The 20885-nt window shown below is 33.7% G+C and carries 11 protein-coding genes; 2 read left to right on the top strand and 9 right to left on the bottom strand.

The window, feature by feature from the left end:
* Nucleotides 1-175: 175 nt before the first annotated feature.
* Nucleotides 176-754, bottom strand: a complete 579-nt coding sequence (locus AC1RRQ_RS21650; protein WP_493025051.1) for an RNA polymerase sigma factor — start codon at nucleotides 752-754, stop codon at nucleotides 176-178.
* A 287-nt stretch (nucleotides 755-1041) separates the two neighbouring features.
* Nucleotides 1042-2796, bottom strand: a complete 1755-nt coding sequence (locus AC1RRQ_RS21645; protein WP_493025050.1) for an alkaline phosphatase D family protein — start codon at nucleotides 2794-2796, stop codon at nucleotides 1042-1044.
* A gap of 255 nt (nucleotides 2797-3051) precedes the next feature.
* On the opposite strand from AC1RRQ_RS21645, the gene AC1RRQ_RS21640 reads away from it, so the two are divergent.
* Entirely contained in the window at nucleotides 3052-4026 is a 975-nt protein-coding gene (locus AC1RRQ_RS21640) for a hypothetical protein (RefSeq protein WP_493025049.1), read from the top strand.
* A gap of 26 nt (nucleotides 4027-4052) precedes the next feature.
* On the top strand, nucleotides 4053-5066 hold the full coding sequence (locus tag AC1RRQ_RS21635) for a D-cysteine desulfhydrase family protein (protein ID WP_493025048.1): 1014 nt from the start codon (nucleotides 4053-4055) through the stop codon (nucleotides 5064-5066).
* 213 nt (nucleotides 5067-5279) lie between these two features.
* Here the strand turns inward: AC1RRQ_RS21635 and AC1RRQ_RS21630 are convergent, their stop codons facing one another.
* The 7 genes from AC1RRQ_RS21630 to AC1RRQ_RS21600 form a co-directional block, all read right to left on the bottom strand.
* Entirely contained in the window at nucleotides 5280-5693 is a 414-nt protein-coding gene (locus AC1RRQ_RS21630; RefSeq protein ID WP_493025047.1) for a hypothetical protein, read from the bottom strand.
* A gap of 22 nt (nucleotides 5694-5715) precedes the next feature.
* Nucleotides 5716-9363 carry a DUF6443 domain-containing protein gene (locus AC1RRQ_RS21625; protein ID WP_493025046.1) on the bottom strand — a complete coding sequence of 1216 codons (3648 nt, stop codon included), beginning with the start codon at nucleotides 9361-9363 and terminating at the stop codon, nucleotides 5716-5718.
* A 33-nt stretch (nucleotides 9364-9396) separates the two neighbouring features.
* Nucleotides 9397-13380 (bottom strand): DUF5977 domain-containing protein, encoded by a 3984-nt coding sequence (locus tag AC1RRQ_RS21620; RefSeq protein WP_493025045.1) that lies wholly within the window; start codon nucleotides 13378-13380, stop codon nucleotides 9397-9399.
* A 558-nt stretch (nucleotides 13381-13938) separates the two neighbouring features.
* Nucleotides 13939-15324 (bottom strand): efflux transporter outer membrane subunit, encoded by a 1386-nt coding sequence (locus tag AC1RRQ_RS21615; RefSeq protein ID WP_493025044.1) that lies wholly within the window; start codon nucleotides 15322-15324, stop codon nucleotides 13939-13941.
* 390 nt (nucleotides 15325-15714) lie between these two features.
* Nucleotides 15715-18864 carry an efflux RND transporter permease subunit gene (locus tag AC1RRQ_RS21610; protein ID WP_493025043.1) on the bottom strand — a complete coding sequence of 1050 codons (3150 nt, stop codon included), beginning with the start codon at nucleotides 18862-18864 and terminating at the stop codon, nucleotides 15715-15717.
* 6 nt (nucleotides 18865-18870) lie between these two features.
* On the bottom strand, nucleotides 18871-19992 hold the full coding sequence (locus AC1RRQ_RS21605; RefSeq protein WP_493025042.1) for an efflux RND transporter periplasmic adaptor subunit: 1122 nt from the start codon (nucleotides 19990-19992) through the stop codon (nucleotides 18871-18873).
* A 3-nt stretch (nucleotides 19993-19995) separates the two neighbouring features.
* Nucleotides 19996-20493 carry a DUF2480 family protein gene (locus AC1RRQ_RS21600; protein ID WP_493025041.1) on the bottom strand — a complete coding sequence of 166 codons (498 nt, stop codon included), beginning with the start codon at nucleotides 20491-20493 and terminating at the stop codon, nucleotides 19996-19998.
* Nucleotides 20494-20885: the final 392 nt, after the last annotated feature.

Raw genomic sequence — 20885 nt, 5'->3', positions numbered from 1 at the left:
TGAAAATTACGTACAGATATCAATTCAACTACATTAGATTTCCATTTAGGCAAATATCACGGGCCAGTTATACTATTAACGTTTTCTTAATGTGAATAAAGATTTCGCAGCCAAAGTTTAGAACCAAAATTGAGAGACAAACGCGACACAAGGTTATATATTCGCTGAATTTTATCTACGAAACTAATTCGGTCTGGTATAAAAAGAATAAGGCAAACCAATACAGTTCATGATTGTTTACAGAGTTTTTCTTAAGAAATTGTAATGTTTTAGAAATTTGATTGGCAACAGCACCCGGAGACATATCCATTTCTTCGGCAATCTCTTTATAACTGCGGTCTTCAAACTTATGCAGGCTGAATATTTTTCTTCTTTTAGCGGGAATTTTATCAAGAAGGTATTCTATTTTTTCCATTTGCAGACTCACCTCTTCATCAGATTGTGTTTTGCTGTCAAGTTCTTTAATCAATTGATCGTCCTCGACCGAAAAAATTCGGTTTTGTTTCTTGTACCACCTTGAGATTTCCTGCTTTGAACTTTTAAACAGTACGGCTTCCAAGCTTACTTCGGGATCTAATTTGGTGCGGTATTTCCAAAGATGAATAAAAACATTCTGCGTTACATCTTCTGAATCTGCCAATTGCGAAGTATATTTCTTAACAAAGCAAAATACTTTAAAATGGTATAAATCATATATTTCTTTAAAGCATGAATCATCACCAGCACGTAACCTTATAATCAAATTAGAACTCATAATAAATATTTCAATTGTTAAAGAAGACCCTTACAAAAGTATAATAAACATTTATTGGTATTTTTTGCAGGTTTGTCATTTAATAATTTGTTAATATTGTTATTTATACATGCAAAAAATCTCCGCTGATTTTATCTTACATTCATTAACATCAATATTTAATATAGGAATATTCAAAGCTGCAGGATAAAAAAAACCGGAACACGATTACTCCTGTCCCGATTTAATTTACTTGTTTTTTATACTGCCAGAAAAATTTCATTCAATACCATATAAACATAAACCTGTTATGCTATAGTATATTTTTTTTCTGTTATAGTATTAATGGTTTCAGTAGTTACACTGTCTACAAATCGCCATTCAGCTTCAGAACCAGATGATGTAAATTTAAGATATGTATAGCCTCGCTTATACAAATTTGCATATTCTAAATCGTCTATAAGTACTGTAAATGCTTGTGCTAACTCTACTGCTTTTGATGGATCTGCTGTAATGCCCAGATAAGCTTCTAATCCCGGAGATGAAACAGAACTACAGGCTATTTCAGTTCCTATATGTTTTCCCTGCATATCGGTAAGTTTACCCAGCCAGGCATTATGAGTATCTCCTGCTAATACCACAACATTTTTTCCAGAAAGCATTGCATACAATTGTTCTCTTTCTGCAAAATAACCATCCCAGGCATCCAGATTATAAGGCAGAGTTGTTGTAATTCTTGCAATTTCCTGAGCCGTTAACGAAGGATCACTTTGTTTATGTCTCATTTTAATAACAACAAGTTGTGAGATTGCATTAATAAGAGCCTGCATGGTCGCCGGCTGCGCACTTCCAAAATGATCTACTTCTGCCAAAATTTGATTTAAAAGCAGCAAAAGCTCTGCAGGAATCAGCATTTTTGTCATTAGAATCTGCTGTCCCAATACCTTCCATTTAGCTGTATCTGAATTGATCTGAGATCCCAGCCAATTCATTTGTTCGCTTCCAATTAGTTTTCTGCTTGGGCTTAACAAATCTGTTTTAAATTTTGTCTGATCAAAATTACCGCCATTATCAATATAATCTGAATAACTCATCTGCTTATCTCTAGCAATAACCCTGGTATCCATCATATAAAGCGAAAGAATATTACCAAAATTAAAACTTCTGTAAATTCTAAGATCTTTTCCAGTTTTTAGCGGAATATATTCGCTGTAGGCCTGAAAAGCAGCCATTTTTCTCATTTGGAAATCTCCTTCGGCAGGCTGATGATTTTCTGCACCGGATTTATAAGTGTCATTCGCAAACTCATGATCGTCCCAGACACATATAAAAGGTTTTTTCTGATGAAGAAGCTGCAGGTTTTTATCTCCTCTATATTGTCTGTATCGTTCTCTATAATCACTTAAACTTACAATCTCCCTTGCTGGTTTATGTTCTCTGCCAAGCGAATTGGTAAAAGGATTTGTTCCATACTGTCCTGGTGCATATTCGTAAATATAATCTCCAAGATGTACCACTACATCAACATCTGAAGAAGCAATAGCACCATACACATTAAAAAGTCCCGCCGGAAAATTAGAACAGGAAACTACAGCCATTTTTACATCATTTACACTATCTGTTTTTGATGGCAGCGTACGTGTTTCTCCGGTAACCGTTACCTGCTTGGTTTTAGCATTATAAAATCTATAATAGTATTTTGTATTGGAAGAAATATTCTGAACATCAACCGCAATTGTAAAATCATTTGTAGATGATGCCCCTGCCTGTCCTTTTCTGGTTATTTGAGAAAATCCTGCATCCTTGCTGATCTCCCAGGTGATTTCAGCATCCGAACCTGCTGAATATCTTGTCCAGATAATCACTCCTGTTTCAGTTGGGTCAAAACTGGCTACTCCTGTCTCAAACCCTTCATTTTTCATTCCATCTGGCGCACCGCTGTTATCCGATTTATTATCATCGTCACTGCAGCTTTCAATAAGTGGAGCGATGAAAACTCCTCCAGCTGCCAATAAAGAATTTCTAAGAAACCTTCTTCTGCCTAAATCATTGTTATTTTCCATAAAAAAATTTTTATGTCAAAAAAACGATGTATTATTAAAACTCAAGTTATGCCACTTTTAAAATTACCTTACATTAATATTAACAATCCATTTACTATAATAATTTATTAATTTGTTTAAGATTTAAAAAAAGGAACTTATAAAACGAACCGCGTATAAAGAGAACAAAATAAAACATTTTGATAAAACAATTAACTTGTTTAAAAATCTACGAATGTTTAAGTTTACATAGAAAAATTAATTGCTTTCTCTACTATGATTTTCCGTAATCTATCCAAGCTGAGCTTCTATTTAAGTATAGTATTCTCCTCAGCAATTTGTCTTGCTCAAAATAAAGACAACCAAAGCTCTTCTAATAAAAATACGGAACAATTTGACACTTCTACTGCTCTGTTTTTACGTGTTCAGCCTACGCCTGAAGATGTGCTGAAAATGTTTCATGAGGCCGGTATGTCGCCAAATGAACATGTGATGACCCAAGAAGAAAACAAACTGGTTAAGGAAGCTTTTGAAATGCTGCCGCCACTGCATCAGCGTGTTTTAAAAGAACATCTTAAAAGTATTAGCTTTCTGGATAATATGCCAAATACAGCTTTAACCTCAAAAATTGGTTCAGAGACTCCCAACCGACTTTATCATATTACTTTTAGAGCTGCCATTCTAAAACAAAGTGTTTCGGAATGGCTGACGGAGAAAGAACGCACCTGCTTTGACAACAAGGATAAATCCAGATCTGTAAAAATAGAAGCCGGAAATCTAAATGCGATTGTGTATGTATTGCTTCATGAAGCTACGCATGTCGTAGATGGTTCATTAGGTCTGCTGGCTGAATCTGATTCAGATAAAAATATTGGTTACAAATCTTTTGCAGCTGATTTTACAAACGGTATATGGAAAGACCGAACGACTTTTTCTTTTTTACCAGCTGATTCCTTATTCGCTAAAAATCATTTTCGCCGTGATGGTAAAATATTTTCATTAACTGAAGCCTGCGATTTATATAAAGGTTTAAAAATGACTCCATTTGTATCATTATACAGCAGCAGCAGCAGACACGAAGACCTTGCAGAATATCTAACGGTATACCATTTCACTAAAATACTTAAACAGCCCTTTACCATTATCGTTCTTGAAAATGGAAAAGAGACAATGTCATACAATCCCATGTCTTCTGATCTGGTCGACAAGAGAATTCGATATATGTCTATTTTCTATACTAAAAACACTTAAGATTTACGCTAAATATATAATGCATTATGAACTCCAATAATTTACAAACAATAGACTCTTTCCCTCAAATTGATCTTCTCGAAAAACCTACTTCTATTCAACCATTAAATAATTTAAATAAGTTATTGAATGGAGTAGAAATTTATGTGAAAAGAGAGGATATACAAACTTTAGGTTTGGGAGGAAATAAATTAAGAAAACTGGAATATCTTATCGCCGATGCTAAAGAAAAAGGCGCCGATGTTCTAATTGCCTCAGGTGGTGTTCAGTCTAATAATACGAGATTAACAGCGGCAGCTGCGGCAAAATACGGCATAGATTGCGAAATTGTTTTAACTCAGGCCGTTTCTAAAACTGATGCGGACTATCTGGAAAATGGTAACATTTTATTAGAAAAAATCTTGGGAGTTAAAACTCATATGCTGGCTAAAGGTGAAAAAGCATCTGATTTTATAGATAAACGTGTGAGCGAACTTATCACAGAAAACAAACAGCCTTATATTATTCCGCTTGGAAGCTCCAGTCCTGTTGGCTGTTTAGGATATGTTTCTTGTTTTAAAGAAATTATGGAGCAATCTCACCAATTAGATATTCATTTCGATGAGATTATTGTTCCAAATGGAAGCGGAGGAACTCACGCAGGATTACTTGCAGGGATGAAAGCTCTCGAAGTTGAAAACGTTCATATAAAATCTTATACCGTTTTAGCCGCCTTAGAAGATGCTGTAAATACAACTTTTGAAAAAGCTAAAAGTACCTTAGAATTAATTAACAATACGATCTATTTAACCAAAGAAGATGTAGATATTGACGGAAACTATCTTGGTGAAGGATATGGTTTACCGACAGAGGAAATGAAAAATGCCGTGAGACTTCTTGCCCGTACCGAAGGTTTATTTCTAGACCCTGTATACAGCGGAAAGGCTTTTGGCGGGCTGCTTAAGGATATAGAATTAGGCCGATACAAAAAAGGAACGAAAATATTGTTTATCATGACAGGCGGTACACCTGGATTATTTGCTTATAAATCTACTTTTTAAAGGATCGATTAAACTTTCGAATTCATATTAGATTGTTATATATATTGAAAAAGTATTTGAAAGCTTTTGAAAATTATAAAAAAGAAGAGACGACCAATTAGTCGTCTCTTCAAATCAAAAGCATACAAGCTGCATTCTTTTTTTGTTTATTATATCATTATTGTATAAAAGCATCTAATCTGAAATGCTGCAATACAATTTGAAATTTTGCCTTTATTGGCTAACATTACTAAATACATAATTATATTTTAAATTATTTTTGTTTAGTAAAGCTTCACCCAAAACAATACTTTCAAAATCAATGGATTCTTTAATTACTTTTTTTGAATCTCTAGGAAAGTTATAATGAAGATAAATATTCTTATTAACAACACTATCAATTTTAGGCAAATAATCTTCCCCTCTTAAATCGATTGATTCTACTAATTTATCATTTGAATCGCAAATTCGCAGTGTAACTATTGAACCAAAACTGCCTTGATTAAGATACCATAAAGAAATTTTAACAGGTGGTGATTGATAAGTTTGTATCAGTTTATCTCCGCTGCTGCTTGAACATTTCTTATCCTTACCGCATGAAATCATCATCAAAAGCAAAAGCAATAAAATGATTTTTTTATTGTTCATATAATCTTTTATCTTACACATATTAATCTCTATAAAATATTTTTGTAAAGTTCTTATTAAACTGACCTAACGTTCTTGTTCCTTCATATCCCAGTCTTATAAAATAATTTGATCTATCATCCTCTCCATACGTACGTTGAAACGCCCCGTCAGATGGTTTATGTTCGTAGGCCTGCTTTATAAAATCACTATGGTTTTCAATAAAACTTGATAAATTATTACCGCTTAATTGAAAAGCGCCTGTTTCAGCCAGATAATCTTGTTTTTCATATCCACTGATTCTTGCAAAAGCACCAGCTGCATAATTACCTAAATCTCTATTACTAATATATACTCCAGGGCTTAACTGAGAACCACCTCCTATACCACCTTCCATATAAGATTTTGGGTCATAAGCCCCTTTATTAACACCATGAATTGCATACATGGCTTTTCTAACAAGTCCAACGGGGTGCATCCCTACAAACGTCCTTTGATTCGCTTCAAAACTGTTAATCCAATCTCTTGCTCTATTAGACCCAAGATTAATTTTATCTCCTTTTTTAAATGATTTGTCGTACAGGGTAACACCAACTTCTTTTCTTGTATCATTTTTCAGATTTCCAGAAGCAATTTCAGCCTTACTATGCTTATATATTCCTAAATTTCCATCTTCTCTAACTTCAATTACATTTCCATTTTCATCTATATGTGTAGAAGGCGGAGTCGCCAATCTACCATCTGGATCAATAAAAAATACTGGATTATCAAGCGCATAGGTATAAGGACTAAACCTTCTGGATTTCTCAGCAAGCGGATCTATATTCATCCAACGGCCAAGTGCAGGGTCATAATTTCGGGCTCCATAATCATAGAAATTCAACTTAATTCCACCCACATCTTCATTTTGGATTTCTTTTCCATTATATTGATATTTTTGAGCTGTTGCACTTCCTTTCCCCAAAGATGTCGTCACATTGTAGCCTCCATGTTTTAAACCAAAAGGATAATAGTTGCTTTCCTGGATAATTTCGGTGTTTTCTATTTTACCATTATTATTTTCATCTCCATAGCTAATGCGAACATTTCCTAAATGATCTTTGTAGTTGTAAATATAACTATAAGTTCCTTTATTATTAGCTACATATCCCTCAGTATGTGGAAAAAACTTTAACTCATTGTTCTCATACTGAAAACCATTTGCATAATCAGTAGTAATACCGTTTACCACTTTTCTTTGCTTTGTTCCAGCTGCATCGTAACTATATTTTATAACTCCGCCCGGTAAAGTTACCGTGCTTGGCAAGTTTAAAAAATTATACGAAATAGGAGTAATAATACCTTTATTAGCATCTGTTTTCATATTACCATTCGCATCATAGGTATATTCTTCTACACTATCAGCTCCATCAATAAAACCTTCTTTATTACTTACTACGTTGTCTTTTACTTTAATAAGTTTATTACCATTATAAGAGTAAACTAATTTATCAATTGAACCAAAGGCAGCAGTTCCGGGAATAGTATTTCCATTTCTAAACAGCTGCATGATATTTCCATTTTTGTCATAAGTTATATCCTCATTAAAGTAACCTAGATTGTCTGCAGCAAAGGTCAAACGATTTAATCCGTCATAGGTATACGAATAGCTTTTTAGATTGTTATCTTGGCTGGCCGTTTTCCACAAGGTCTGACTGATATTACCATTGTATAGCTTTTTATTATTATCAATGATATCATTGTAATTAATTTGAAAAGCAAATAAATCATTTCCAATCGCATTTATATCATTAATATTTTTAAGCCATCCTCTTATGTTATAACTGTAATTAACGGTCTGCAAACGTGATTGATTTATTTTACCTCCAATCTCTTTAGTCATCAATTTACCAAGATTATCATAGCTGTTTGAAACAATTACTTCTTGATCCTGATTATTAATTTTTTGTTTTTGAGTCAACGTCCTTCCAATATGGTCATAGGTAAAACTATCTACAATGGTTATCTTTGTCCCTGACTTTTCATGCGTGGTTGTAGTCTCTAACAATTTTCCAACAAAATTAAACTGACTTTTTGTTGTGCTTACCGTTTGTAAAAAATTATTTTTACTATAATTATAAATAATTTTACCATTTATATCATAATAATTTACTGTTTTTATCCAGGCAGAACTATCTAAAACCCTAATTTTAGTACAAGTGATTAATCCCTTTGCATTTGAAACTGGAGTAGAATCATAAGAAACAACATTTGCCGGTTTGGGAATATCTGAATCATCTGAATTGAAATCCAAATAGTCATCATAATAATTAATGGTCAGCAAATTTAAATTGTCTTTAGGAAACGCAACATTGGTATAATTAACGTCTGATCCGCCAACATCTAAAGCAGTTGCCGTCCTAGTTTCAAATAAAACACTGCTGTCTGCCAAATTTTGGACCAATACTCTAGTAGTCTCTACTTTATTTAAGTATTCGCCTGTATAAACAGGTCTGTTAAAATTATCATATTTTGTAAATAACCATTTATTTTCGGCTCTTAAATTAGCATCCTGAGTTAAAACAGCTCTGTCTAATTTATCGTAGATAATATATTCCCAACCTTTTCCGGGTAGTTTTTTTTCAGCTAATCTATTTTTAGAATCATATCTATATTGATAGCATAAATTCTCCAGCACTGATGCTGTAATTTCATTATTTGATTTTGGAGGCAGTACAAAAGTCAGATTTCCATAATCATCATAAATGTAATATGTTTCATGTGCTGTATTTATAGATACATCATTTACGATAGAAACACCATATACTTTTCTTAGTATTATATTACCTTGTTTGTCTTTAAACTCTTCAGTTGTATTATTGTTTTCATCTTTAATTATACTCTTAAACAATTGTCCAGCTGCATAATTTCCTCCATTAGCAGTACTTAGAGCAACAGTGGGCTTATATATATTGTTTTCAAATTCTAAACTTACAACATACAATTTAACCTCATCATTTGCATTGGTCTGATAATCAAATTTTATTTCTCGGCCATTTCCCAAAACCCAGTCTGAACCTGGACTAGCTTGTACAAAAACTCTGTTTAAAGGAGAGTCTTCAAACTTTTTTTGCGAAAAAGGATTTGGTTTATCATTACTAATATCAACCGGATAATACGTTTTGTAATAGTTAATATCTCTGGCAATAGCATCAGCAGTATTTCTATAAGATGCGTTAGCCCCAATATTATCCATATAAGGAAGATAATCTTTTTCTTGTCTTCCTAAGTTATCATATTCTACAGGAGTAACAATGTCTTTGTAAGTTGGAGAAGCTTTTATATCTATACTTTGCATAGACCTCCCTAATCCGTCATAATACGTTATTTTTTCTAAAACATCTTTATTGGAAGCTATTTCAGAATTCTTTTTTAGAGGCTTTTGATATGTACGGCTAAATACATAATTTTCATCACTGAATGTTGCGCGGGTATATACATCAGAGTTAATTTTAGCAATAAATGTACTTCCTTCTTTTATCCAGGTATAAGGTTTTAATATAATACTTTCCGGAGCTGTAAGCGTTGCGTCTCCAGTTACTATATATTCTGTATTTGGAGCTTCAGGTTTAATAATATTTCCTGTCGTCTGGGCTATTACATTTGAACATCCAAATAGTATCAAAATTAATAAGGACAGATACTTTTTCATTATGATTGTATTCATTTTAACTGGCATAAATTTTTAATTTCTTTCTATTGCGATCAATTGTACAGTTGGCGTGTATTGAGAAGGTAATATAATATTTATCCCTTTGGTCGTTTGACCGGCAGGAATAAAAATTACAGCAGGCTGTGAATAGCTGCCATTATTTTCGTAATTGATATTAAATCTAAGTGTTACCCCATTATGATTTGAAGAAGAAGCAATAGCTAAAAGAGCTAATGTTTTATTAACAGCATTCCATCTAGGCATATAAGTAATAAATTTGGTACAAGTTCCATTTGCATTTGCATTTGCCTGACCCAGTTTATTAAATAACAATAATCCATCCTCATCTGCCGCAGCCTGAGAAACGGTAGAGGTTGCTGCTCCTGCTGCCTGACTGTAATCAACTTTTGAACCTTCTTCACCTTCAAGGCAGTCATTTTTAAAAAACGAACCGCTTCTGGCAATACTGCTATATATACATTTAGCTTTTATTCTTGCATATGCACGACCATTTTTATTAAATCTGGCAAGGCCTTTTGAATTAGCATCTTCCTGTGAAATTGTTGATGTTTCTACACCGGCGGCTTGGCTATATACTACGCTTTCACCAGCAGCTCCAAATGACCAGCAGTCATCTCTTTCAAATGAACCGCTGAACGCAATACTGCTAAAAATACAAGTTCCATTAGCATTTACATTTGCCTCACCGTTTTTATTAAATAATTCGAGTCCTTTTGCATCAGCATCAGCCTGAGAAATTTTCGATACATAAGCTCCTTCTAACTGACTAAAAGGTATACTAGCGCCTGAAACACCACCCGGAGCACAATTAGTCTTTGCAAAGGATCCACTTCTTGCAATACTTTCATATTCAAACTGCGGGGTTTTATAGTTATAAACATATTCATTAAGAAGATTTGTATCTCTGTCTTTTACGAATTCTAATCTTCCAGAATTATCATAATGGTAAGTCGTTAAGTTACCTTTGGGATCTGTAATTGTACTTACACCAATTAATGGCTTGTGTGTAAAGGTGGTTACCATAGCTTTTGTTAAATTAGTTCTTAATTTATTAAGCTCAGTAATTAATAATTGTTCATTTTTCCCATTCGAAACATCCTGGATATTTTTTATGTACTGATCTACTTCGCTAGATGTTGCGTTTTTAATTTCAGCAACAACCTGAGTTTGATTATACCCCCAGATATATACAATGTGGGTACCGTCTTTTTTTGTAATCTCTTTAATATTTCCATTTGAATAATAATTTTGGAAAATAGTATCTTCAAAATAATTTGCTGATTTTGTAAAATTTAAATACGGAGAATTTGCTTGTAAATAAGAATCTGCAAAAGCTGTATTCGATCGTTTTAAATTAAATATACTCGATTTTACAATATTAGTATTATCATATTTATATTCAGTTAAAGAAGAATTAAGTACTTTTTCAATTCCACTTACATTCAATGTTTGTTTTGTTTCGATTGGTACTATTATATTTCTCTTTACCATTTCCAATAACACTTCAGAGAATCCAGATAAGATGGGAGGAAAAGTTACATTAAAATTATAATCATTAGGATACTTATAATATGTAGTCAACTGTTCTCCTTTACTCGTTGCTTGTTTTATACTTATTGGATTATGATGGAAAACATTGTTCGAAAAATATTTGTATTCAACTAAATCTGAAATGCTTTTTGTTCCAAAAAAATCCGTAGTTTTTGAAGATTCTAAAACATAGTCACAAAAAGCATACGTTGTAATGTACTGATCTCCTACTCCTAATTCGTCGTCAGCAGTTTGATTATTTGTTGAGCCAAAAAAGCTTTTTTGATTTTTTGAAAAACCGCTTAACGTATATAAGTTTTCTATTGTTTTTACAACAGTTCCACTTTTATCGTATATTGAATCCCTTAGCTTTCGTCCAAAAAGATTTTGATAATTTTTATTTAAATCAAATGAAGGATATTCGTAAGTATTCTTTATAAATTTAGTTACCCCGTTTACTGTACAAGTCAAAGATATTCCACAAGAAATCCTAAATTTAGCAAGATTTAGGCTGTTTTTATATAATGGCACATTTGAATTTGCTAGATAAAGTGCATTCTCAGTATTAATATCGTAAGGAATTAAATAATCAGAGACTATTTTTCCATTGTTTGGAATAATCTTTTCTATTCTTTTATAATATACGTCAGTATTCATTAATAAAGAATTAGAAGATATTAAAAATAATAATTTTTCTGTTCTTGGATTTTTAGCAGAAATTTTTCCATAAAGATTTAAAGATGTAATTATTCCTGATGAGGTGCCATCTGTATTTACATACTTATAATCTGTTGTAGAAGCTAATACATCATTGTCATAGGTCTCAACTTTTTTAACTCTTAATCCAAATCCTTTTTTTAATTCATTGTCTAAAAGAAAATCATTTGACTCATAAGTGAATTTTAAGGAACCTCCGGAAGGAAAGGTTATTTTTTTAAGCATTCCAATTTGTTGAGATGTCTCATTAATATCACGATTTGAAACATAATTTCCAACTACAGGATTAAAATCCGGGGAAGTAGATAATTTATACTCTGGTCCAGTAAAGTTTTTTCTCTTGTAAATAGAAAAATTAGTTCTTCTGGTGAAACTTCTTGGATCATTTGGGTAAAACCATAAATCAGGAAGCATCGTTTTTTTATTTAAATCTGCTTTATTATCATTATATCCCCCCCAATAGTCTTGTTCGTAAGAAAATTTATAAGGTAGATTTCCTGATATATAATTAAATCTAAATTCTTCAGTATCGTTCACAACAACTTTATCAAGCCATAATCGCTTGTATAGATATTTATTACTTTCTTCTACATTTTCAATACCACTTGAAATTTTATAGCTATTATAAAAATCAATTTTTTTAACTATTTGATCTTGACTATCTAGAATGTTAATTTGTTTTATCGCTCTTACTTCTGAAAAGTTATTGGCAGAAGTAAACAAACCACTCGTTTCATTATAAGAATCTTTAACATCTTCTCTTTTTTTTGTGTCATATTGAAATACAACAGATCCAGATGGAGATTTAATCTCTTTTAAACGTTTAGTAACAAACTGATTGTAATTATTGCTATTTTGGAAATAATCGCCAAATGTGGCCATATTTACCACAATTTTTACATGTCCCTGATTGTATACGAGTGATGTATTTGATAATTTTGAATGTCTCTCATTTTCGTAAGTGAAATTGATTTCGTTTTTATTTGCAGAAACAATCTTAGAGAGAAACCATGAACTATTAGTTGGTCTGTTTGCTAATGCAAAAGCTCCAGGTTGACTGTACCCCGCATTTTTACCTTCTGTACAGTAGTTAAATGACCACACATCTGATTTGATACTTTTGAGAGAGGCTTCAAGAAGCGGAGTGTCTCTTGAAATTGAACCATATAATGTACTATCCCATAAATTAGAGTTATTTTGCTCAATATCATTAAAAAAATACGAATTTCCCTTATCGTCGATAACAGTAAAACTTGAAATATTTCCTTTAATATCAAGATAAACTAAAATCTTGTCACTTGTAGAGGAAATAACGGTATTGGAACTAAAATTTTTAATAATAAAGGAACCATTTCGACCATCTGGCAGCATGTATTGAAAGATGTCCGGTGCTGGGTTTTTATCGGAAGCACTGGAATAAATTGGACCAGAATAATTCTTAAAATTGCCATTTGTAGAAAAATAATCTGCAGCATTATTACTTATGTCTGCGTGTTCAGCATATGAAACATTATTTTGAATTACAAATTGTGTACATGAAGGGTTACCTTGCGCATCAAAAGTAGGGTACATTTGATAAGTTTGCGTATATTCATCAGGTAAACCTTCCTGATCTCGTATAATAACGCCACCCATACTCAAAGACCATGAAGTCCCAATATTGCTTGATTCGCTTTCTAATTTAACCCCTTTTGAGTCATATTTTAAGGTTATTGGAACACTAATTTCATCAACTTTTAAATTATGCAAGGGAATTGAGGTATTTGATAAACCTGTACTTTGGTCTATTTCTGCGGCCAATATTTTGTATAAATTAGCTATTTCAGGAGATTGGGGAGTTTGTGCTTTTACACTGTTAAAACTAAAAAGCAAAATGAATAATATTACTTTTAAATACGGGCGGATAATTAATTGAAATTTGTTTGTAATCATTCTAAATAACTTTGGATTTTAGAACAATATTAGTCTTTTTTTAACATAAAGTCTTTTACATTTTACTTTTTTTACAAGAAATTTTTTATCATTTTGATAGATAGATATTTATGTTTTATAAGGTTTTTTATAATCATATTTGTATTGATTATAAATCAAAAAGCAGCCACTCCCAAGTTTTTTTTTAAACTTATTTTAAAGAAAATTTCGTTGAAAAATTCAGTAGAAGAGAAAAATAGTTTTGCAAAGAGTTTGAAAATTTATTCCTATTTTAGTGCCAACTAAAAAATTATATATAACTATAATGCTTCTAAAAAAAATCCGCTCAACTCTAAAATTAGAATTGAGCGGATTTTTTTTCCGAAGTTTTTTTAATTAATTCCAGCCTCCTCCAAGAGCGCGATACAAATTGACAACGGCATGCAGCTTCTGGCTTTGATCGTCAATTCCTCTTAATTGAGCGTTTAATAAATTTTGTTCGGCGGTCAATACATCTGTATAATTTGTTGTTGAATTGTTTAATAATTCTTTATTAAATTCTACTGCTTTTAATAAAGCGTCTAACTGTTTTTTTCTTTTTTCTTCTTTTAGCGCTGCATTATCGTATTTAGACAATGCATTCGAAACTTCCTCACTTGCTTTTAACATCGAAAATTCAAAATTATAAAGCGCTTGTTTTTGTAAAGACAATGCAGTTGTGAGTCTTGCTTTATTAATTCCTTTATTGAAGATAGGTTGTGTAAGTCCTCCTGCTATATTGCCAAAAAGTCCTCCGTTTGTAAACCAGTCTTTTAACCCGAAACTCGAAAAACCTGTCGCGCCGCTAATCGTTAAAGCAGGGTAAAAATAAGCTCTCGCCACGTTGCTTTCTTCAAATGCTGCTCTAAAATTATATTCGGCTTGTTGTATATCTGGTCTGTTTGCTAAAAGCTGCATTGGAACTCCAATTTTAAGATCATATGTCAGCTTTTGTTGTTCGAGAGAAGTACGTTCAATTTTAGAAGGAGATTTTGCAAGAAGCACACATAAAGCATGTTCGGTTTCGGTTATCTTTTGTTCGATATCCGGAATTGCCAATTCGGCTTCATAAAAGTTAGCCTCGCTCTGAACAACGGCAACTCCATTTATAATTGAATTTTCGAAAAGAACTTTAATCGTCTCGGCATCTGTTTCTCTATTTTTGGCTGTTTTTTTAAGCACTTTTAATTGTTCATCGAGTAGCAGCAATTCATAATAAGAATTGGCAATATTGGCAATCAATTGAGTTTGAACAGCACGTTTCGCAGCATCTGTAGCCAATAAATTAGCGATCGCACTTTTCTTAGCACTTTTTAATTTACCCCAAACATCAACTTCCCATCCGGCAGAAATTCCTAAATCGTATTGTGTCGATTGATCAAAAAGTCCAAACCCTTGCGGGAAAGCTAATCTGGATTCCTTAACCGAAACATTCCCATTTACCGAAGGCAGGAAAGCCGCCCTACTCAGTTTTACATTTATATTTGCCTGGTTAATACGTTCTATTGCAATTTTTAAATCCAGATTGGCTGCTAATCCGTCAGAAATAAGTTGCTGCAGAGCTGTATCGGTAAATAGTTCCGACCATTTCATGGATGCTAAAGTTGTAGTATCGTTACTTTCTTTTTCACGATAAGTAACTGATGTTTCTGGTTTGGTATACGGTTTCGTAATTTTGCACGAACTCCATATACTGGCAGTAATCAGTATAATGACTATTATTTTATAATTGTATTTGTTCATTTTAATATGTTTTGTTTCTTTTATTTAACTAGCTAAAATTTAACCGCAAAGTCCGCAAAGGTTTACGCAAAGTCCGCTAAGTTTATTTTAAGCTGAAAATTTAAGGCAAGGTTCGCAAAGCTGGAATCTTTTTAATCTGTGTAATCTGTGGCAAAAAATTTTAACCACAGAGAGCACAAAGTTTTTCACAAAGCCTGCTAAGTTTTTTTAGCTGAAATTTCAGCCAAAGTCCGCAAAGCTGGAATCTTTTTAATCTGTGGCAAAAATTTAACCTCAAAACTGGCTCAACACAAAGCTTTGCGAACTTTGTGTTTTTATAAAGCCATCTTTGTAAAAAAACTTTGCTCCCGATAGCTATCGGGATTGCGGTAAAAATAGCTTCTAAAGCTTTTATTCGATCTTTCTCGGTTCGTGATCTGGAACTTTTACCCCGCCCACTTTTTCCTGCAAAGACTGAAAAATGATAAACAATACCGGAATTACAAAAACCCCGAATAAAGTTCCAATCAACATTCCGCCAACGGCAGCGGTACCAATCGATCTGTTGCTTAAAGCTCCGGCACCTGTCGCAATCATTAACGGAATCAATCCAAAAATAAAAGCAAATGAGGTCATTAAAATAGGTCGTAATCGGGCTTTCGCACCAAACAAAGCCGACTGCACAAGGCCTCTTCCGCTTAAGCGATGCAATAAAGCAAACTCTACTATAAGAATGGCATTTTTAGCCAAAAGACCAATTAACATAATCAAACTGATCTGAAGGAAAATATTATTGTCGACCCCAAACAAATTCGCAAATATAAAAGCTCCAGCAAGTCCTATTGGCAGGGATAACAATACCGAAAATGGCAAAATATAACTCTTGTATTGCGCACTCAATAAGAAGTAAATAAAGATCAAACAAAGTCCGAAGATTAAGGTGGTTTGGCTTCCGCTTGAAAGTTCTTCTTTGGTTAAACCGGAAAATTCATAAGCATAACCTCTGTCTAAAGTTTGCGCCGCCACTTCTTCGATTGCTTTGATGGCGTCTCCTGAACTGTAACCTGCATTTGGCGCGCCCGTAACTGTTGTTGAGGTAAAAAGATTGAAACGGTTTATAAATTCCGGACCGTAAGTTTTCTTCAAGGTTACAAATTCTGAAATTGGTGCCATTGCTCCTTTATCTGTTCGAACAAAAACTTTATTGATGTCACTTTCTTTGGCTCTGTAATTCGCGTGCGATTGTAACATTACCCTATATTGTTTTCCGAATTTATTAATGTCAGAAGCGTAAATTCCACCAAAATATCCCTGAAGCGTATTCAATACGGTTTTTACGCTAACGCCCGCCTCTTTGCATTTTGCCACATTTACATTCACTTCCATTTCCGGAAACGTAATATTAAACGGGTTCGTTGCATACATAATCTCTGGTCGCTTATTAATCGCTGTCATAAACTTTGCGATATTCTTATCAAAATCCTGATAACTTCCTCCGGTTCGATCCTGCAACTGAACTTCGAATCCATTGTTGTTTCCAAATCCCTGTAAGGTTGGCGAGGCAAAGAAAATAATACTTGCCCCTTTTATGTGCGCTGTTTTTTCGAACAATTTAGCCACAACCGAATTGACATCCTGATCTTTTCCTTTTCTTTCTTTCCAGGGTTTTAATCTAATGAATAAAGCTCCGTAAGAACCTCCATTTCCGTGAATTAAATCCATGCCTGATAAGGTAGACGAGAGTTCTATTTCGGGAATACTTCTGGCGATACTGTCGATTTCTTTTGTAATTTGTTCGGTACGTTCTAATGTAGAAGAAGCCGGTAAAACAACGTTTCCGTAAATCGCTCCTCCATCTTCATTAGGTACAAAGCCTGTAGGCGTAGTTTTGATTAAAGCGTAAAATATTATTCCAAAAACTGCTATGGCTACTAAAGAAATCCATTTTCGGCGAATCAGAAATCGGACTGATCCAATATACTTGCGGGTTACGGCATCAAAAGCCACATTAAAACTGGCATAGAATTTTGGTAAAAATCCATTATTGTGATTTGATTTTTCCGGATCGTGCGGTTTTAATAAAATGGCACAAAGCGCAGGACTTAAAGTCAAGGCATTCACCGCCGAAATTAAAATGGCTACAGCCAATGTTAATCCGAATTGTTTGTAAAATACTCCTGCCGAACCTGTAATAAAAGTTACCGGAACAAATACTGCCGACATAATCAGGGTAATCGAAATAATCGCACCGCTGATTTCGCTCATGGCATGAATAGTCGCTTTCTTGGCCGATTTTGCGCCTTGATCGAGCTTGGCATGAACGGCTTCGACAACTACAATGGCATCATCGACCACAATACCAATGGCCAAAACCAAAGCAAAAAGTGTCAATAAATTGATGGTAAACCCAAATAATTTCAGGAAAAAGAAGGTACCAATAATCGAAACCGGAACTGCAATTGCCGGAATTAATGTGGATCTAAAATCTTGCAGAAAAACAAACACCACAATAAAAACCAGAATAAAAGCTTCGATAATGGTATAAATTACTTTTTCTATCGAAGCGTCAAGAAAATCATTTGCATTTAAAAATGTATGATATTCTACACCCGGAGGAAAATCTTTGGATGCCTTTTTTAAGATATCTTCGCAGGCAATAATTAATTCTCTGGCATTTGATCCTGAAATCTGACTGATTTGTCCTCCCGAAGAAACTTTACCTTGTGTAATAAGTGAAGACGTATAATCTAAAGCGCCAAACTCAATATCGGCGACATCTTTTAATCGCAATAGACTTCCTTGTTTATCACTTCTTAATACGATGTTTTCAAACTCTTCCGGATTTTCAAGTCGGCCTGTGAATTTTAAAGAATATTGAACAGACTCTTTACTATTTTCTCCAATTTTTCCGGGAGCTGCTTCGATGTTTTGTTCTTGCAAGGCTGCAATAATATCATCCGGAACTAAACCTTGATTCGCCATTGCATCCGGTTTTAACCAAATACGCATTGAATATTCCCTACTGCTGTAAATCTCGGCTCCTCCTACTCCTACAACACGTTTCAGCTCAGGCATAATATTGATCCTTAAATAATTATCAAGGAATTTTTCGTCGTATTTTCCGTCGTTGCTGTACAACAAGAAACTCAAAGCTGTACTGCTCAACTGTTTGCTGGTTGTAATACCGGCTTTAATTACCTCATTTGGTAATAAACTGGTTGCTTTGGCTACTCGGTTTTGCACGTTTACAGCTGCCATGTCCGGGTTGGTTCCCTGCTTAAAAAATATGGTTATGGCTGCACTACCATTACTGCTGGCGGTCGAAGTCATATAACTCATATTTTCGACACCGTTTATTTGTTCTTCTAACGGAATAATGACACTTTTCAAAACCACATCGGCGCTGGCTCCCTGATAGGAAGCGTTTACAACAACTGTTGGCGGGGCAATTTCAGGATATTGTGATATGGGCAGAGAGGCTAATCCCAGTAATCCCAAAATCACTATTATGATCGATATTACGGTTGATAATACCGGATTTTCTATAAATTTTCTAAACATGATTTTTTATTTTTTTGAGGAAGAAATAGATGCGATTTTTACGCCGTCTCTTAAATTTCCTATTCCTTCTGTAATGATAATATCTCCCGCTTTTACACCTTCGATTACTACATATTCTTTTTCGGTCGATTCGTTTCTTATTTTTATTTCGGTATTATGCACTACATTTTTTGCATCTACAGTAAAGACAAAAAAACGGCTCTGTAATTCGAATACTGCTTTTTTAGGAACCAAAATCGCTGTTGTAAACTTTGTTGGGATAACAATTGTAGCACTTGCTCCGCTCCAAAGTTTTGCTTCGGGATTTGGAAAAACAGCTTTGAAATTAGCTGATCCTGTACCGGCATTTAATACACCGCTTAAAGTCTGGATTTTTCCTTTCGAAGAATATGTTTCTCCATCGGCAGTAACCAGAGAAACTTCGGGCATATTTTTGAATTTATCCTTTAATTGATTTCCAGAAAATTGACCCAAAAAAGAATTTAACTGCTGCTGGCTTAAAGAGAAATAAGCATAAATATTTTTGGTATTGGCAACTGTGGTTAAAGGATCTGGTGCCGAACTACTGACCAAACTTCCTATCTTAAAAGGCAGACTTCCTACTACTCCATTAATTGGACTTACTATATTGGTAAATGCCAATTTTGATTTTGCCGAAGATAAATCTGCATTTGCCTGACTTAACTCGGCTTTTTTTACTCTTTCAATATTTTTGGCAGAAGTTAATTCGTAGTTGTTTATAATTTTCTTTTCTGCCAAAGCTGCCGTTCTTCGGGTTTGGATAGAAGCTGTTTCTAAACTGGCTTCGGCGGCTAAAACTGCTGCTTTTCTGTTGTTCACTTCTTGCAGATAACTATTGGCATCAATTTTAAATAAAGGTTGTCCTTTGGCTACAGCCGAACCTTCTTCTACATAAACCTGTTCTATATAACCGTCTATTTTAGATCGTATTTCTACCGTTTGCTCGCCTTCTAAAGTCGTTGGGTATTCTACGGTAACATTTGCTTCCTGAGGTTTTAGGGTAAGTGTTGGGTATGATGCCGGACTTTCAGCTTGTTCCGATTTTTTTTTGATACATGAAACCATCAAAAGTGTTCCTGTAAAAAGGATTATTGTTATTTTTTTCATTGTTTATTTTCTTTTATAAATCATTAAAGGAGAACCTGCTTCTCCCCACATTAGGGTTTGTACATATTTAATTAACTGGCTTGTGGCCAAAACGAGAATTTCTTCGGGTATAGATGAGCTGGCTTTAAGCACCACTTTTTGATTCAGGAAGGCTGTAAATTCTATTTTTCTGATTCTTTCGATCCATAAAAGTCCTTCGTGGTTTCCGGTTGTTGAATACACGACTATTGAGGCATACGGAGCCAGTAATGAACTGATTAAAACATAAGCCCAAAGCGGCATTATGGCGTCATTTGAACAAGTTATTACTACTTCTTTTTCGGCGTATTGGCTCCAATCGATATTCGCCATTTCTAACCGAAATATTTTTTCCTGTAATAGAAAATCTTCTATTAGAAATGGCACAATATCAAATACTGCAAAATCTTTATCACTGGGCTTATACGACCGTAAATCAAGAGTTTGTATACCTGAGGCTTCTATTTTATTTATTATTTCCATAGGTGTGATGATTAAAAATTTGAATTATTTATTGAATGATGGTATTGTTTTGGTTATTTTTAGACATAGGTATCCCCCGCCCAATCAGAATGCTATTTCAGCTTGTTGAGCACGTTGTAAAAACCGCTTGGGCTTTTTAATTAAGTTTTTTAGAGATTTCTAAAATCTATAGAAAGGTGTTTCTATTACGTATAGATTTTCATTAATACATTCCAATACGGAACAAGAAGTACAGGTAAATTTATACTATTGAAAGAACTTGCGGGAGGCGATTGTAATTCTAATAACATAATCTAAATATTGTATTAATAAATCGTATAACTTACAATACTGATTGTGATTAGGGTAATAATATCTGGCAATCAGCTTTGATAAGTTATGCAAAATTAATA

The organism is Flavobacterium sp. GW821-FHT12A05, from assembly GCF_058807735.1.
This window is presented reverse-complemented; position numbering and strand designations above follow the sequence as displayed.

Coding starts and splice junctions, on each gene's coding strand:
- AC1RRQ_RS21650 (WP_493025051.1), bottom strand. CDS start 754: ATGAGTTCTAATTTGATTATAAGGTTACGTGCTGGTGATGATTCATGC.
- AC1RRQ_RS21645 (WP_493025050.1), bottom strand. CDS start 2,796: ATGGAAAATAACAATGATTTAGGCAGAAGAAGGTTTCTTAGAAATTCT.
- AC1RRQ_RS21640 (WP_493025049.1), top strand. CDS start 3,052: ATGATTTTCCGTAATCTATCCAAGCTGAGCTTCTATTTAAGTATAGTA.
- AC1RRQ_RS21635 (WP_493025048.1), top strand. CDS start 4,053: ATGAACTCCAATAATTTACAAACAATAGACTCTTTCCCTCAAATTGAT.
- AC1RRQ_RS21630 (WP_493025047.1), bottom strand. CDS start 5,693: ATGAACAATAAAAAAATCATTTTATTGCTTTTGCTTTTGATGATGATT.
- AC1RRQ_RS21625 (WP_493025046.1), bottom strand. CDS start 9,363: ATGAAAAAGTATCTGTCCTTATTAATTTTGATACTATTTGGATGTTCA.
- AC1RRQ_RS21615 (WP_493025044.1), bottom strand. CDS start 15,324: ATGAACAAATACAATTATAAAATAATAGTCATTATACTGATTACTGCC.
- AC1RRQ_RS21610 (WP_493025043.1), bottom strand. CDS start 18,864: ATGTTTAGAAAATTTATAGAAAATCCGGTATTATCAACCGTAATATCG.
- AC1RRQ_RS21605 (WP_493025042.1), bottom strand. CDS start 19,992: ATGAAAAAAATAACAATAATCCTTTTTACAGGAACACTTTTGATGGTT.
- AC1RRQ_RS21600 (WP_493025041.1), bottom strand. CDS start 20,493: ATGGAAATAATAAATAAAATAGAAGCCTCAGGTATACAAACTCTTGAT.